Here is a 14862-nt window from a genome sequence, read left to right on the forward strand (position 1 = left end):
TAAACCTAGGGATTCTATCAACAGCCATCTGTTCCTCCGTTCTTTTGAACCCGATTACGATAGGAGGAAGGTGACATTCCAGCATACTTTTTAAATTTACTATGAAAATAATCTGCGTTCGCATACCCTACGCGTTCCGCCACCTGGTGTACCTTAATTCCTTGTGCAAGCAACTCCCTTGCTCGCTCAATCCTCACCTTATCCAGGTAGGCATTAAAGGCCTCGCCAGTATGACTTTTGAACAATTTGCCCAAATAGCCACTATTGTAATTAAACATATCTGCCAGTAACTCCAATCGCAAATTTTCATCATAATGACTATGAATAAAGTCAATCATTTGTTTCATGATGATGTCCTTGCCACCGGGATCAGTCTGTCCAATCCATTGCAACACATGCTCCAGCGAGTGATCCACCAGCTCGCCCAATGTGGAATAAGCATATACATCGGTTATAAAGCTGGAGTGCTCCTCCAGCACGGTTCGGCTGTGATCCTGTCCGGCTGCATACTTGTTCAACGCCAGTGTGAATGTTTGGGCGAACGCCGCCTTGATTGCGGATTCTGTACGATAAATACGTGGAAATTGGCCTTCCATTTCCTTAATGACACGGGTTGCAGCTTCACTATTAGCCATATCTAGCGCATAGTACAGCTTTTCTGCATAACGTATGGGATCATCTGTGACACTATCAGACGTTCCACTCATTTCAGTCTCGACTGTCTCCAATTTGTGTAGGTCTCCGGAAAGCATGACTCTTTCTGCCCGGAACAAAAACGTACGCTCTAACAATCGTAGTGCCTGCTCAAAAGATCTGGGAATGTCGCTAAGACTGGCTACAGGATCACCGGCAGCCACATAAATTTCCGTAGCCCACGCCTTTAGCTCCTGTCGCCAAGCAGCCAGTAACTGAACAGCATCTCTCTCCGTTTTTAACGTGGCGGGAAGCAAAAGACCCATATATATTCCAGCCTCAAACACGATACCTCTGCCCTGCTCATGGAACAATTCTGTTAGCCGCTGCTTTGCTGCCGACTGCCGTGCTTGCCGATCCCAGTCAGGTATACGTAAATCCAGCAGAATAACCTGATAGCTACTCCAGTCCAACTCTGGTAACGCGGGCTGTTGTTCATGTTTTCCGTTACCGCTTTGATGTTCAGCTTGCTTGGATGCTCTGTGCAGATAATCGCTGCTTTCCACAGCATTACGAGCATGCTCTCGATGAACCGGAAACAATAGCGCTTCGATCCAATTACGCTCATGGGAAGGTGGACTTCCCCATTTGCCGACTTCTTTCTCATCCTCAATGTTTTGCCGTACCCGTTTCAACTCTGACGTCATTTCTTCCTCATCAACTGGCTTCAGTAGATAGCCATCTACTCCGAAGCCCATGGCTTGCCGTGCATAATCAAAGTCTGCATATCCGCTTAATATGAGAAAATGATACGGCTCCCCGTTCTTTTCACGTATACTACGTATAACCTCCAGTCCACTCATCCCGGGCATACGAATATCTACAATGACTAGCTCCGGCCGATGCTCTCCGAACTTATCCAGAGCCTCGCGTCCATTCCCTGCCGTATCGACAATACGGAAGCCACAATCCCCCCAGTCAATAATGGAGGACAATCCTTCACGAATCGCTGGCTCGTCATCTACAATCATCGCTTTATACATTCGACTCTTCCTCCCTTGGTATGGAAAAGTATACGGTTGTTCCTACTTGTAATGCGCTTTCAATATGCAATCCATAACGTTCACCATACATCAATGTCAGACGTTGATGTACATTACGCAGGCCAATACTGCTCCCTTCTGGCTCATCCGTCCCCCTGATCCGAGCTAGCAGACGGGTCAGTTGCCCAGCTTCCATGCCGATCCCGTCATCTTCTACTTTAATTTTCAACTTTCTTTGTTCTATTGCAATATTTACCTTCACGGTAACCGGCTCTTCCTTATTTTCCAGTCCATGAATGACCGCATTTTCCACCAGCGGTTGTATGATTAAGGGAGGAATCGACATGTCCGTCGCATCTTCTTCCAAATTCACTTCATAGATCAAGCGATTTCCAAATCTGAACTGCTGAATTTGCAAATAGGATCGCACCATATCCAGCTCCTGTAGTACCGTCGTTTTACCACTGCCAATCTCCAGATTCCGGCGCATCAGCCTGCCAAGCAAACGCACCGTCGTTGCAATTTCCGCTTCCCCATTCAGATGTGCTTTCATTCGAATAGATTCTAATGCATTAAACAGAAAGTGTGGATTAATTTGGCTGGCCATCATTTTTAACTTGATATCCTTTTGTGCCAATTCCAGCCTGTTGTTGTGCTCACTCGTCTCATAGACCTGCGCCATGAGTTGGCGAATACTACTCACCATATAGTTGAAACGGCGGGATAAATCCCCGATCTCGTCCCTTCCCTCCACACTCGATACCACATGAAAATCGCCCGCGGCTACCTTACCCAGCTCATAGCTCAACCGCTGTAGGCGTTTGGTAATCAGCCAGGAAATGATGGTGATCAGAATCAGTGCCATAACCAGCACTGCAAGAACACATAAAGCACCAATCAGGCTGATTCGGTTGGCTCCCTGTACAATATGCTCCGTCGAAAACACTGAAATAATCGTAAATCCGCTCACACTGGAGGCGGGCAGCAGCTCATCCACGATGATGTTGGAGGGCATTCCGTTGATTTTCGCTTCATATATTCCCTTACCCGCACGCTGGACGTCAAAGCCCAAATGTAAATCGCTCAACGTCTGGCCCACCGACTGCGGACGAGTAGCTGCGACCACAATCCCGTTACGATCTGCAATCAATGTTTCAAAAGGCTCCTTGCTCAGCATATGATTCAACTCGGTCTGACTCAGCGATATCATCAGAACTCCCTTGGTATTGTATTCGGGAAATGGAATTTGCCGTACCAGGCTCAGGCGATTAACCGGGTTATCTTCCTTATCCTGAATGTAAAACCAGTTAATCGCCGTTCCCTGCAAAGCCGTCTGGAACCACTGCTGCCGCTCAATGTTAGAATCCACTGGAATAAACTCCAGATTATTGACAAGCGTCGGATTATACGAATAGAACCGGATAGTAGCAACTTCTCTATATTGCTGAGTATACTCATTAAAATCCTTGTATTGATGGTACGCATTCATCAGCTCTACCATACCCGGATACTGTCGGTTCGCCATCTCCCTCAGCCTTTTATCGAACATGAGCCCATTTGAAATATCCGTTGGCACACGCAGTAAATTTGCCGTCTGGCTCTTGACCTTTTCCACATTGTTTACCGTCTGGGCAATTGCACTATTCAATGCCTGCTCTCGCAAATAAAAAGTAACGCAGCCGCCAACCACCAGCACCGGAATCATGACAATTAGTACGTAGGAGAACAGCAGCTTATTCCGCATACGCATATTACTCATCAGAAGCCATACTCCACGATTCATGCCATCCCTCCCACAAAATAAGCGCTTACATTTTTTTGCGCCTTATCACATCCTCCATCTCGACCTATATGTATGTATCCAGTTTAATGCTTCGTAACCTCTTTATCTATATTTTTTGCAAAATTTAAAAAATGTGGCGAACAGAGTCACCACACTTTACGGATCATGAACTATTTACGTACAAAAGGTTCGATATGCACTCCCTGCGGCAGCTTGTGCGGATCCTCCGGGTTGATACGGTCATAGAACATAATGCCGTCCAAATGGTCCATTTCATGCTGCACAACAATCGCCGCATAACCTTTGAACGTCAATAGCTCCTGTGTTCCGTCCGGTAAAGTGGCCTTAATACGAATTTTTTCGTAACGCGGTACATATCCGGCTACGTACCGATCTACAGACAGGCACCCCTCACCCTGTTCCAAATAAATCATGGACGTGGAGTGGCTGACTAACTTCGGATTAAACAACGCATACTCTACCGTTTTGTCCCCATCTTCATAATAAATAGCGCACATTCTTTTGTTCAGACCTACCTGGTTCGCAGATAACCCTACACCCGGACGCAGCTCATAGCGGGTAGCCAGCTCTTCATTTTGGCTATTTTTCAGATAATCCAGCATCCATTGCATCTGTTGAAGATCCTCTTCAGACAGTGGCAAGCATACCGGCTCGACTTTCGTACGCAAAATAGACTCCCCTTCACGCACGATATCCTTCGTGAGAAGCATGTCCATCGATTGATTGCTCATTCGTCAGCCTCGATTCATTAAAATAAATATATTTTCATGTGATGTACTGCCATGTAATATATGATGCGATGCAAAAACTGGGGAATTCCCCGGTTTTCTGCAAGTTTTATCCCATAAATTATATCTATTCATGAAATGAATTGTCAAAATAAAGCGACGTTTGGAGGGAAAATTAGCGCAATAAAGACCGCTACACGGGCGTCCTACCCTTTTTAGATTAAGCCATTAAATATTCACTGCTTTTATTATTTATCACATTAAATAATTTTGACCCTACATAAGCGAAACTGAAAGCCTCCTAAATCAATTCAATGATCAGGAGGCTTTTGAAAATAATTTTTCTTACTATTAAGATGGCTGCTCCAACGCACTTGGAGCTTCACTAAACAGCTGCGCTTTTGGATTCGGCTGTGTCCAGGTATTATAATATTGCGAGTTCTTGCCGTAGGAGTTGTCAATGACAACGTGCGGCATATCAAGCAGACAGGCCAGAATGTGACCGTGCAGCCGTGAAGTGCGAACCTCGCGATAAGAACTGAACAGGGTAACCGCTTTGTTCATGAGATGATCTGTGTACTTGTACCAGAATGTACGCGTGGGCAACGGGCCGCCGATTTTCTTATCCAGTCGGTAAAACTTCTGGAAATAGACAATTCCCTTCACTTCCAGCGGAGTGAACAAAGTATCCCAGTCCAGACGGTGAGCGGCATCTGCCTCGTCATCGAACTTCTTTTGTCCACCCACCGTTTCAATATCAGTCCGCAGGAAATACAATACATCCTTCACGGTTTCCGTAGTCGGCTTCAATGGCCAGAGCTGGTGAGCCATATCAGGACATAGTGTGATACTGCACTGGTTCAGCTTGTCCTTAGCCCACTGATAAGAGCGAGTATCCCGCACAAACATATGTAGATCCGGGTGAGCATTAAACAGGGCAGCGACCTCATTAGCCTTCTGTTCAGATTGAAAGTGGATCGTTTGCGGCATAATCACAATTCGGTGGTTAGGGAAATCGCGAACGATGCGTTCCCGCAAATTTTGGTGATTTGAATAGAGATCGCCGAAGTTGCCGCCGCCGTGACACACGATAATCCAGTCACCCGGGATTTGAAGCTGATCGGGAATATCCATAGCGCTATAACGGGCACGGACACGGATGCCATTATCCTTGAAGAACGCCTCAGTGCCTTTCATGATGAGTACATCCCCACCGTTATTATAGACGGGATAGTCGACATAAATGATATTCGAACCTTGGGGGACTACGTCGAGAATGACGCTCAGCTTGTTTTTCAGTTTAGCCATGGGATGCAAATTCGGCATCTTTCAGTTCTCCCTTCCTGCGCTTCTTTTGTATAGTCTGAATGACAAATGTAATATCACTTTTATCAAAAATGATCCGTGATAGCGGAACATTGAAAAACATGGGGAACGAGAACAGTGAGAACGCCAACCGTACACAAGCGCCTACAAGCAAAGCAATCGCAATGCCGTCCAGACCAAAGATTGGTGTACAAATAAAAAATAGACCAACGGTGATCGCATAGGCTACAATTTGCCGGAACAATACCAGTCCCGGACGTCCCAGCGCGTTAAAGGCCGAAGCCAGAATCCATGAGCCGCCACCAATGATACATTCCAGTGACAGCAGGTAGAACGTTAGCGATGCTTCCAGAAAAGCGGGGCCGTACAGCAAACCCAGCATGTATCGTCCAATGAAGAGAGCAGGCACAATGACGATTAGCATCGCAGCCATAGAGATGCGAAAAGCACGACCTACCGTTTCGACAATCTTGCTGTGCTCCATCCCCGTCACCTTGGGAAAGGTAACGTTTGTGACGGCATTTTGCACCACATTGAACACACGAGACAAGGCGTAGACGACAGAGTACAGACCGAACGCTTTGGGTGATAGCAGCGCCACAATAACGATTTTGTCCGTTTGTGTGGACAGCGTCCCCATCAGCTCCATCCCGTAAACCCTCGCTCCATAGCTATAATAAGGACGAAGCACTTGGCGGCTGGTAAATGGGCGGAAAGCACGCAAATTCATATACTTGCGCAAACGGAGGAACGCCCACACTAGTGCAAGGAAACTCGCGGCAAAATTCACTGCTCCAGCCAGTTGCACATTGAGCAAGCCCATCAGCCACAGTGTCACCAGACCGATGAAATTCAGTAGTGGGTAGTAAAACAACAGGCCGTTATATACGCTAAATCGATCCAGCCCTTGCGACAATGCTGTCGTCAGCGCTGTAAGCACTGCCAGCGGTATGGCTGCCGCACAATAAAGCTGGGACAGTTGGATGATGTCCGCACCATAACCATTCAGCCACAGCGGCATGCATATCCAGGCCACCGCTCCTGCCAACAAGCTGGCAGGCAACTGAATCCAGAGCGACAACGCCAGCAATTCTTCCGTCGTGCCTGTTTTCTTCTTGATGTTATAAATTAACGACGTTGGTAACCCGAAGCTCAACACACTGCCGATCAGCGTAGGCCAGAACAGAACTGCCGCCAGTTCTCCTTTCCCCTCTACTCCGAGCATACGTGCGGTCAGGATGGAAGTCAGGGTCGTAACGATTAGCACAAAAAAATTGTTAAAGCTCGTGCGCATGATCGTTTTGGCGAGACTGTCACCCGTGAATACTTTCCTTGCTGCTGTCCAAGTGCTCATGTTACGTCCAACTCCTGTTCCTTATTAAGCCTCTCGTCTCTATGCTCGCATCGCGTCTTTTGACGCACCTCCATCAGCCTACCGTTTTTTTGGAATTGCGTTCAGGCAACTGTCCCCCACCAACAGGCTCCTTCGGACTTGAAAAGATCGCTTTCAACGCTCTTCTATAGCCTTGAATGGCAGTATGATTTTTCTTGGGCTTTTCTCTCAAAATCTGATACAACGTCGTCCAATATAGTGCTGCATAACCAATCGGTCCAGATCCCTCTTCACGCAGTAGATGAATATGATTCATCACCCGCATATAAGTAACCTGCTCCATATTGTCGCGTGAGGACGGCGATTCGTGATGAAGCAGCGTAAGCGCCGGGTTAATGTATAACGGACCGCTTTTCATTGCGATGCGCGAAAGTAACAGATCCTCGCCTACGCTATAGCTTTGCAACCAAGGTACCGGCTCCAGACTGCGAATCGCCTCACGGCGAAATGACATATTGCAGCCATGAAAAAACTGGGTTCTAAACGTCTTCTTGGCCTTATGCCAGTTATACATCGAGCCGGACTGACCGCTGAGGGACAACCTCCCTTTGGACAAAGACTGCTGGAATGACAGCAAGCATCGAATCGTTCCCATGAAGCTGTTACTCATTCCCTGTGCAATACCGCCGACACCAGCAGCCTGCGGGTAAGCTTCATAGGTACGCATCAACTCATTTAAATAGTTGCTCGGCAACTCAACATCATCGTCAAGGAACAAAATAATGTCACCCTGCGCAAGTTCAGCTGTCTTTACACGAGATAACCATAATCCCGGCTGCTCCTTACGATGATATCGGTAGGTAATTCCTGCTCTGCCCAACTGACGCTCATAGCGTTCCAGCACATGCTTCGGCAGTTCTCCGTCATCAATAATCCATAGCTCGGTTTCACATGCCTCCGGTGCTCCCCCAATGGCAATTGAATTGATGCATCGGGTCAGATCGTCAACCCGATTTCGGGTGCACAGAGCAATGGACAAGCTTAACATCATACTCCCCCTTTATCCTGTCAATGTGTAAAAAAACAGATTACTGAACCGCCGGGCCTAAATATTCGTTATATTTTTGCTTGCGCGGGTTCAGAATGAACAACACCCCCTGCTTGTATCCATCTGCGGCATTAAAATTGCGACGCAGCGTTTCTTTGAGCATCAAGTAGGATAAGGTCCATAAAAGGGCTCCATACTGAATCACTCCAGCCTTTTTCAAAGCAAGAAAATAATAGTGGTTAATCGCTGTAGCCTTGGCTACTTTGCCCGCCTTATCGCGCGAGCTTGGAGATTCATGATGAATGATGGTTAAGTCAGGATTGATAACCAATTTGCCGTAACGGCTCGCTAACTGGCACATGTACAAATCATCAGCCACAGCATAACTGGTCATCCACGGATACGGCTTCATGTCCCGAAGCGCATCCCTCCGAAATGACATATTGCAGCCATGGAAAAATTCTGTATCGAAAACCTCTGTTGCTTCGCCCCAACGCAGCAAAGAACCTGCCAGACTACTAGGCGAGAGCTTGCCGAGGGATGAAGACATCTGAAATGTCAAAACGCCCAGCAGCTTTCCTGCCCGGCTCGAATGTAATCCCTTTGCAATCCCTCCAACACCCACAATCGTTTTATCCTGATCATAGGTATCGAGCAAGCGCCGGATATAGAGTTTATCGTCCAGTTCTGCATCATCGTCAAAATACAGCACAATATCATGCCGCACAAGGGACAAGGCCTCATAGCGAGATAACCAAACGCCGGGACGACTTTTTTTATAATATTTCAAAACGCTTTGAGGCAATCCGGATACCATGTGACGGTACTGCTCGATCTGTTGGTCGGAAATATCGCCGTCATCAACAATCAGCAGTTCTACAGCCGTATGCTCCAATTGCTGTTGTACTGCAATAGATTGTATACAGCGTGTCAGGTCTTCGATCCGGTTGCGGGTACAAATGATGATGGAGACATCGGACATGCCATTACCTCCTGTGTGTGTATCCAGATGCTTTGGAAGAGATATTCAAAGTTTTTCCAATTGCTGGATTATATATGTTTATTGTATCTTTGACAGCGTTTTAGTGTATATACCTCTTTTGTATACTTTTTCAGTCTCCAAAAGGGTAGACAATCCTCTAAAAAGAGTAAAAAAATAGGATTGGCTTCTAGTGCCAATCCTGATTTACCCTTGGAAGTCCAGAAACAACGTCGCATTCACATACCGACGTGCCATGGACAAAAAATAACTATTTTGCACCGCTACTGCTGCCACCAGCAAAGTATTACGCACTGCTTCACACTGGTTAGGGGTCAAATGCTGTAAACGACTGGTGTATTGATCAGCCGCCTGAACCAGCAACTCCTCTGTCGCACCTTCCTGACGCTGCTGTACTGTAACGGAATCTCCGTTATCCTTTACATAGCCTGCACCAGCAACATCGAGCAGTTGGTCTCCATTCGCATCCAGCTCCTCAAACAAAGTTGAGTAGGCAGCGTACAAATCGACCGGCTGAATCAGATCGTCCGTATCATCTTCGGGCTGTTGGAACAGGATATGAAATAGCTGACGAATGGATTCAAAATCAAGACATGATTTTAAATCTTCTACAATGAGCAATATAGCTGCCTGGTTGACCGAGTATTTTTTGCCGATCTTCGGAGCGCCGAGAAATTCCTTGAAGTCGCGTTTGACCCAATTTTGCATAGATGCTAGTGACACATGGCTGTACTCGACTAGTTGCCCCAGGGAAACAATCTCTTGCAGCGAAAAGGCTGCGCTGTGCTTACCCTTGATGATTTTATCTAGCACAGGTGTCACATCGGTGTATAAAAATGTCGGCATCGCGCTCCCGGAGCGGGCGAGATGGCTATGAGTGCGCCTCCAGGCGTCCTGCAGAACGGCCAAAGGCTGCAATTCGCGGCGACCTTCCATGGCCAGCAGCAAATGGGCCATATCACGACGAGTAAGGGTAAAAGACTCCATCTGCTTTCCTCCCTTTATTACATTTCAAGTTCATTTGAACTCATCATACGCCCTCAAACTAGGCTTGTAAAGTGAAGCAATGAGACGTGCGGGTTCTATTATGCCTTATTTTCTGTGTAAATTGGAGGTAGGCGACCTGCTACGATTCCATATGAACCTTGTATATTTTCTTTTAAGTTCTTAAAATAAGTTCAAGTGAACTTAAAATGGAGTTCCTTAAAAAAATTGAACGAAAAAGGGATGAGTGAAAATTATATGGGTATAGGTGTCAGTCTATTTTTGTTTGCGGTGTTGATTTTATTTAGTGCTTTCTTCGTGGCTACCGAGTTTGCGATTATTAAAATCCGTTCCAGCCGGGTCGATCAGCTGGTTGTGGAGAACCGTAAAAACGCACTGGCGCTACAAAAGGTCGTCAATAATCTGGACGGCTACCTGTCCGCCTGTCAGCTTGGTATTACGATTACAGCGTTGGGACTCGGCTGGCTCGGTGAACCGACCGTAGTCAAATTGCTGGAGCCTCTCTTTCAACAGCTCAACATCAATGGGGATTTTTCACATATCCTGGCCTTTATTATTTCATTCGTCATTGTAACTTACCTGCACGTGGTGATCGGCGAACTGGCTCCCAAAACATTGGCGATCCGCAAAGCGGAAGCTGTCAGTTTGTTAACCTCTCCAGTCATCGTGTGGTTTAACCGGATTATGTATCCGTTTATTTGGCTCCTTAACGGCTCGGCCAATCGTCTGGTTCGTCTGTTTGGTCTTCAACCGGCTAGTGAGCATGAAGAAGCGCACTCTCAGGAAGAAATTCAGATCATTTTGTCCGAAAGCGTGGAAAGTGGTAAGATCAATAACACCGAATATGGCTACGTAAATCGTATCTTTGCTTTTGACGAGACCGTTGCCAAAGAAATTATGGTGCCACGTACAGATATGGTATGCTTGTTTACGAATCGCTCGCTAAAAGAAAACATGCTGACTATTCACGAAGAGCAGTATACCCGTTTTCCGGTGGCGACAGATAGCAAGGATCAGATCATTGGTATGATTAATACCAAACAGCTATTCCTTGAGTATGATCGCAATCCCGAGCTTGTTTTCGACAGCCTGATTCAACCGATCTTGACCGTTCCGGAAGTTATCCCCGTCAACACACTGCTGAAACGTATGCAGAAGGAGCAGGTTCATATCGCTCTCCTGGTCGATGAATACGGTGGAACCTCCGGTCTCATTACCATCGAGGACATTTTGGAGGAGATTGTTGGCGAAATTCGGGACGAATTTGATAAGGATGAACGGAAGGAAATCGAGAAACTGACGGAGAACAGTTATTTGATGGATGGTAAAGTGATGCTTTCCGATCTGAGTGATCTGACTGGCTTGACATTGGACGATGAAGACGTGGATACTGTCGGAGGGTGGGTGTATAGCCGGGTTCCGGAACCTAGACAGGGCAAGGAATTCATAGAAGAAGATGTGAAATTTATCATTCGTGAAATGGGTAAAAATCGTATTCGTCGGGTGGAGATTATTTTACACTACACATCCCCCGCATCTGAATTGGAAGCAGAATCGGACACTTCTTCCCGGGAATGAACCGTGTGACCTGAGCGTTTATCTTTGCACTTGACACTTGTGTTCACTCCTACTGAAATGACATATCTCCAGGGCAAACGGCTTAGGTCGTTTGCCCTGCACGCGTGTAAGGAGGAGCTAGTAAAGTGGATATTTTATCTTCTATTATTATGGGAATTATTGAAGGGCTGACAGAGTTTTTGCCGGTCTCTTCGACGGGTCACATGATCCTCACGGCTGATCTTCTAGGATTAAACACAGAGAATGATACGGTCAAAACGTTTGAGGTTATCGTGCAATTAGGTGCTGTGCTGGCAGTCGTCGTATTATACTGGCGCAGATTCCTGAGCCTGTTTGATTTCAGACGCAAAATCTCGAGTCAGCCACGTCTAAACCTGTTACATATTATTTTAGCCATGATCCCAGCTGGGCTAATTGGCGTACTGTTCCGTGATGTAATTAAGCAATACCTGTTTGGTCCTGAAACGGTTCTCTATAGTTTGGTCATCGGAGGCCTGTTGATGATTGCGGCCGAGAAATTTCATCCGCCCATTAGATCACATACGTTGGATGAGATCACGTACAAACAGGCTTTTACCATCGGTCTGTTCCAAGTCCTAGCTCTATGGCCAGGCTTCTCCCGTTCAGGCTCAACCATGTCTGGGGGCCTATTCGCACGTGTAAGTCATACGGCAGCCGCGGAATTTACATTCCTCGTATCGGTTCCGGTCATGCTGGGTGCATCGGGTATTGATATGATTAAAAGTATGGATCATCTGTCTATGAGTGATTTTCCGGTGTTCGCAGCAGGCTTTATTACTTCCTTTATCGTCGGGATGCTGGCGATCAAAACATTCCTCGGTCTGCTCAAACGCTTGAGTCTGACTACGTTCGCCATTTACCGCTTCGTGCTGGCGGCTGTGTTCTTTTTCATTATTTTATAAGCCATTGTTTGGTACCGATAACCACTAACTAAAAAGGGATATCCATAGGATCTGAATGATCAGCCTTGGATATCCCTTTTACTATTTTGCAGAAAAGATAGATCGTACTGAACGATCCCTATCATGCGTTCTGATTATTGTTTGGATTCCAGCGTAGTCAAATATTCCGAGATTTGAGCTGGCGTTTTAGCGTATTTGCTGTGCAAATGAGCAATTTTTTCGCCATTTCGGAACACGAGCAGACTCGGAATGCCGCGCACTTGATTTTCGTCGGCAATCGGCTGGAATTTCTCCGCATCAAGCGCAAAGAAACGCTTATCCGCGTTTTCTTCTATAATGCCGTCCATAAATTTATCCAGTGTCTTGCAATCCGGACACCAGGTTGTATCAAATTTCACGACGGTCAGACCGTCACCGTTAATTAAATCCTGATATTGCTGCTGAGATTCGATGCGTTCCATTCGTTAGTCCCTCCTAGGTTGTATTTACAAAACATCTCCATATTCACATATGGAATTATATAAACGGAAGCTTATTCTTATATTGTAATGGTTCTTTTATAAATTGCAACTGGGACGGGTACATGTTTGACACTTGTCCCATCATTGCCGGGATCAGCGGTATTGCGCATCATAACGATTGGCTCGGCTAATTTGCTGTAGCGCCTGCCGCTCTTGTTGAGTTAGCGGTGCAATATCTGCAGCAGAAATATTATGCTCCAATTGTCCCAAAGAGCTTGCACCCGGGATCACAGCAGCGACAGTCGGATGTGAAAGGCTATAACGGATAGCTGTCTGCCCCATACTACGGTCCGCCCCTGCAAAAGCCTTTAATTGCTTACGCACGTCCAGCAGCTCTGCTTCTTCGTAGTCTAGGTATCCCTTCGCTGCCTTTTCTTCCCCCTTATCAGCCAATACACCGCTCGCTACGGGTCCACGTGCAATCACGCTGATTCCCCGCTCCTGAAGCAAAGACAGTACCTCTTCCTCTGCACGTCGGTCCAGTAAACTATACTGATTCATAACACTAACGATATTCGAGCGTTTGACATATTCACGGATGACGTGCGGGCGAATGGAGGAAATACCATAATAACGGATGACGCCCTCCCGCTGTAGCTGCTCAAAAGCCTCAATGGTTTCGTCTATCGGATCGTTAATTGTCCCTCCATGCAGCTGATACAGGTCGATATAGTCCGTTCCCAGGCGACGCAGACTTTCTTTAACAGCTGACAGGATATATTTCTTGGACGGGTCCCATTCCCAGCCCTCCTGCCCTGGTATGCGCCGATTCCCAACCTTGGTCGCCAGGATAACATCCTGCCGCCGTCCACGGATCGCTGCCCCCACAATTTCTTCATTGCGTCCATGCTGGTACAAATCAGCCGTATCCAACAGATTTACGCCTTTATCCAACGCTTCATGAATCAAGTAAACAGCTTGCTGCTCCTCCGTACCGACCGACATACATCCCAGGCCAATCTCACCTACCAGCAAATCTGATGATCCTAGGCTGTTTCTTTTCATTTATGCTCCCCTCACTTCCAATAACGTATAACTTTAAATTTTCAATATTTCTCTATTATACGAAAAAAACAACCCCAAAGGCATAGAGACTCCACACTCTCCAATCTTTGAGGTTGTTGTATACGATTCGTAATTAATTCGTAATTAATTCGTACTATCCGAATAGCCATTGAACGGCCTTAGGAAATTGACGCTGAAAACAATCTACTCGATGCACTGCATCCTGATCCAGCTCAAGAAGCACATCTTTTGCATCCAGTCCCTGTGTCCGCAGCAACTCGTATGCCTGGAGGGTGAGCGGAACCATATCTTTTTGTACATTCGTCTTTCCTTCACCTTCACGGGTCCCGACAGATATATAAAAGCGTTGTGTCCCATCCCTCACAGTTGCACATGATGCAGATTGCATATAATCAATCATACCCGGATACCAATACGAGCCTGAGATAGAACCGACGCGTCCGAATACGTCCTTATACTGGAAGACGGCATACATGGAAATTAATCCGCCCAATGAGGCGCCGATAATGCCCGTATGCTCCGTTCCAGTATGCACTGGATATTTTGCCTCGATGTATGGCATTACTTTTGTAACCACAAACGCCAGATAGGCATCTCCACCACCACCAAAAGCAGGTCTTCCTTCTACTAAAGCAGCTGCCTTCCAAGGCGTATAATCATCCAGCCGATTTACGGGCTTAATACCTACCAGCACCACACGGAGCAGCTCCCCCGTAGAAAAACCTCTTTCCAGCTCATCTAATCCGCTTAGAAATAAAGAGCTACCATCCTGCACATACAGCACCGGATACAGCTCATTATGATTCACGGAGACGGGAGGTGTATAGACGTGCACAAGATACCCATCTAATGAAATTTCATCTACATGACCTTTCATCCTACACAGTCCCCCAT

13 protein-coding genes are annotated in these 14862 nt (G+C 46.6%); 2 read left to right on the forward strand and 11 right to left on the reverse strand.

From position 1 onward, the window contains the following. Positions 1 to 17: 17 nt before the first annotated feature. The 8 genes from MKY75_RS21030 to MKY75_RS21065 form a co-directional block, all read right to left on the reverse strand. Positions 18 to 1676 (reverse strand): response regulator transcription factor, encoded by a 1659-nt coding sequence (locus MKY75_RS21030; protein WP_340886413.1) that lies wholly within the window; start codon positions 1674 to 1676, stop codon positions 18 to 20. Beyond that, positions 1669 to 3459, reverse strand: coding sequence for a cache domain-containing sensor histidine kinase (locus MKY75_RS21035; protein ID WP_340886415.1), 1791 nt, complete (start codon positions 3457 to 3459; stop codon positions 1669 to 1671). The genes MKY75_RS21030 and MKY75_RS21035 overlap by 8 nt, the downstream gene beginning before the upstream one ends. A gap of 170 nt (positions 3460 to 3629) precedes the next feature. Further along, positions 3630 to 4211, reverse strand: coding sequence for a peptide deformylase (gene def / locus MKY75_RS21040; RefSeq protein ID WP_103048278.1), 582 nt, complete (start codon positions 4209 to 4211; stop codon positions 3630 to 3632). Positions 4212 to 4559: 348 nt separating this feature from the next. Further along, on the reverse strand, positions 4560 to 5534 hold the full coding sequence (locus MKY75_RS21045) for a polysaccharide pyruvyl transferase family protein (RefSeq protein ID WP_013312001.1): 975 nt from the start codon (positions 5532 to 5534) through the stop codon (positions 4560 to 4562). After that, positions 5509 to 6888 carry a lipopolysaccharide biosynthesis protein gene (locus tag MKY75_RS21050; protein ID WP_028541812.1) on the reverse strand — a complete coding sequence of 460 codons (1380 nt, stop codon included), beginning with the start codon at positions 6886 to 6888 and terminating at the stop codon, positions 5509 to 5511. Before MKY75_RS21050 ends, MKY75_RS21045 begins: the two co-directional genes overlap by 26 nt. Before the next feature lie 73 nt (positions 6889 to 6961). Beyond that, a complete protein-coding gene (locus MKY75_RS21055) occupies positions 6962 to 7915 on the reverse strand; it encodes a glycosyltransferase family 2 protein (RefSeq protein WP_023990347.1) in 954 nt (317 codons plus the stop codon). A 40-nt stretch (positions 7916 to 7955) separates the two neighbouring features. After that, entirely contained in the window at positions 7956 to 8897 is a 942-nt protein-coding gene (locus MKY75_RS21060; RefSeq protein WP_340886416.1) for a glycosyltransferase family 2 protein, read from the reverse strand. A 204-nt stretch (positions 8898 to 9101) separates the two neighbouring features. Then, a complete protein-coding gene (locus MKY75_RS21065) occupies positions 9102 to 9902 on the reverse strand; it encodes a DUF1836 domain-containing protein (RefSeq protein WP_039273781.1) in 801 nt (266 codons plus the stop codon). A gap of 255 nt (positions 9903 to 10157) precedes the next feature. On the opposite strand from MKY75_RS21065, the gene MKY75_RS21070 reads away from it, so the two are divergent. Next, the gene (locus tag MKY75_RS21070; protein WP_176715730.1) at positions 10158 to 11498 is read left to right on the forward strand and encodes a hemolysin family protein; all 1341 of its coding nucleotides are present in this window, start codon (positions 10158 to 10160) and stop codon (positions 11496 to 11498) included. 125 nt (positions 11499 to 11623) lie between these two features. Next, complete coding sequence (bacA, locus tag MKY75_RS21075; protein ID WP_029519259.1) at positions 11624 to 12421, forward strand: undecaprenyl-diphosphate phosphatase; 798 nt, start codon at positions 11624 to 11626, stop codon at positions 12419 to 12421. A gap of 134 nt (positions 12422 to 12555) precedes the next feature. On the opposite strand, the gene MKY75_RS21080 is transcribed toward bacA, so the two are convergent. From MKY75_RS21080 to MKY75_RS21090, 3 genes are all read right to left on the reverse strand, one after another. Then, positions 12556 to 12882, reverse strand: coding sequence for a thioredoxin family protein (locus tag MKY75_RS21080; RefSeq protein ID WP_025721930.1), 327 nt, complete (start codon positions 12880 to 12882; stop codon positions 12556 to 12558). Positions 12883 to 13035: 153 nt separating this feature from the next. Continuing rightward, positions 13036 to 13947 (reverse strand): aldo/keto reductase, encoded by a 912-nt coding sequence (locus MKY75_RS21085; protein ID WP_340886419.1) that lies wholly within the window; start codon positions 13945 to 13947, stop codon positions 13036 to 13038. A gap of 154 nt (positions 13948 to 14101) precedes the next feature. Continuing rightward, complete coding sequence (locus MKY75_RS21090) at positions 14102 to 14845, reverse strand: alpha/beta hydrolase (RefSeq protein ID WP_340886421.1); 744 nt, start codon at positions 14843 to 14845, stop codon at positions 14102 to 14104. Between the last annotated feature and the right edge of the window lie 17 nt (positions 14846 to 14862).

The sequence above is a fragment of the Paenibacillus sp. FSL L8-0663 genome (genome assembly GCF_038008125.1).
Taxonomy (GTDB): domain Bacteria; phylum Bacillota; class Bacilli; order Paenibacillales; family Paenibacillaceae; genus Paenibacillus; species Paenibacillus polymyxa_D.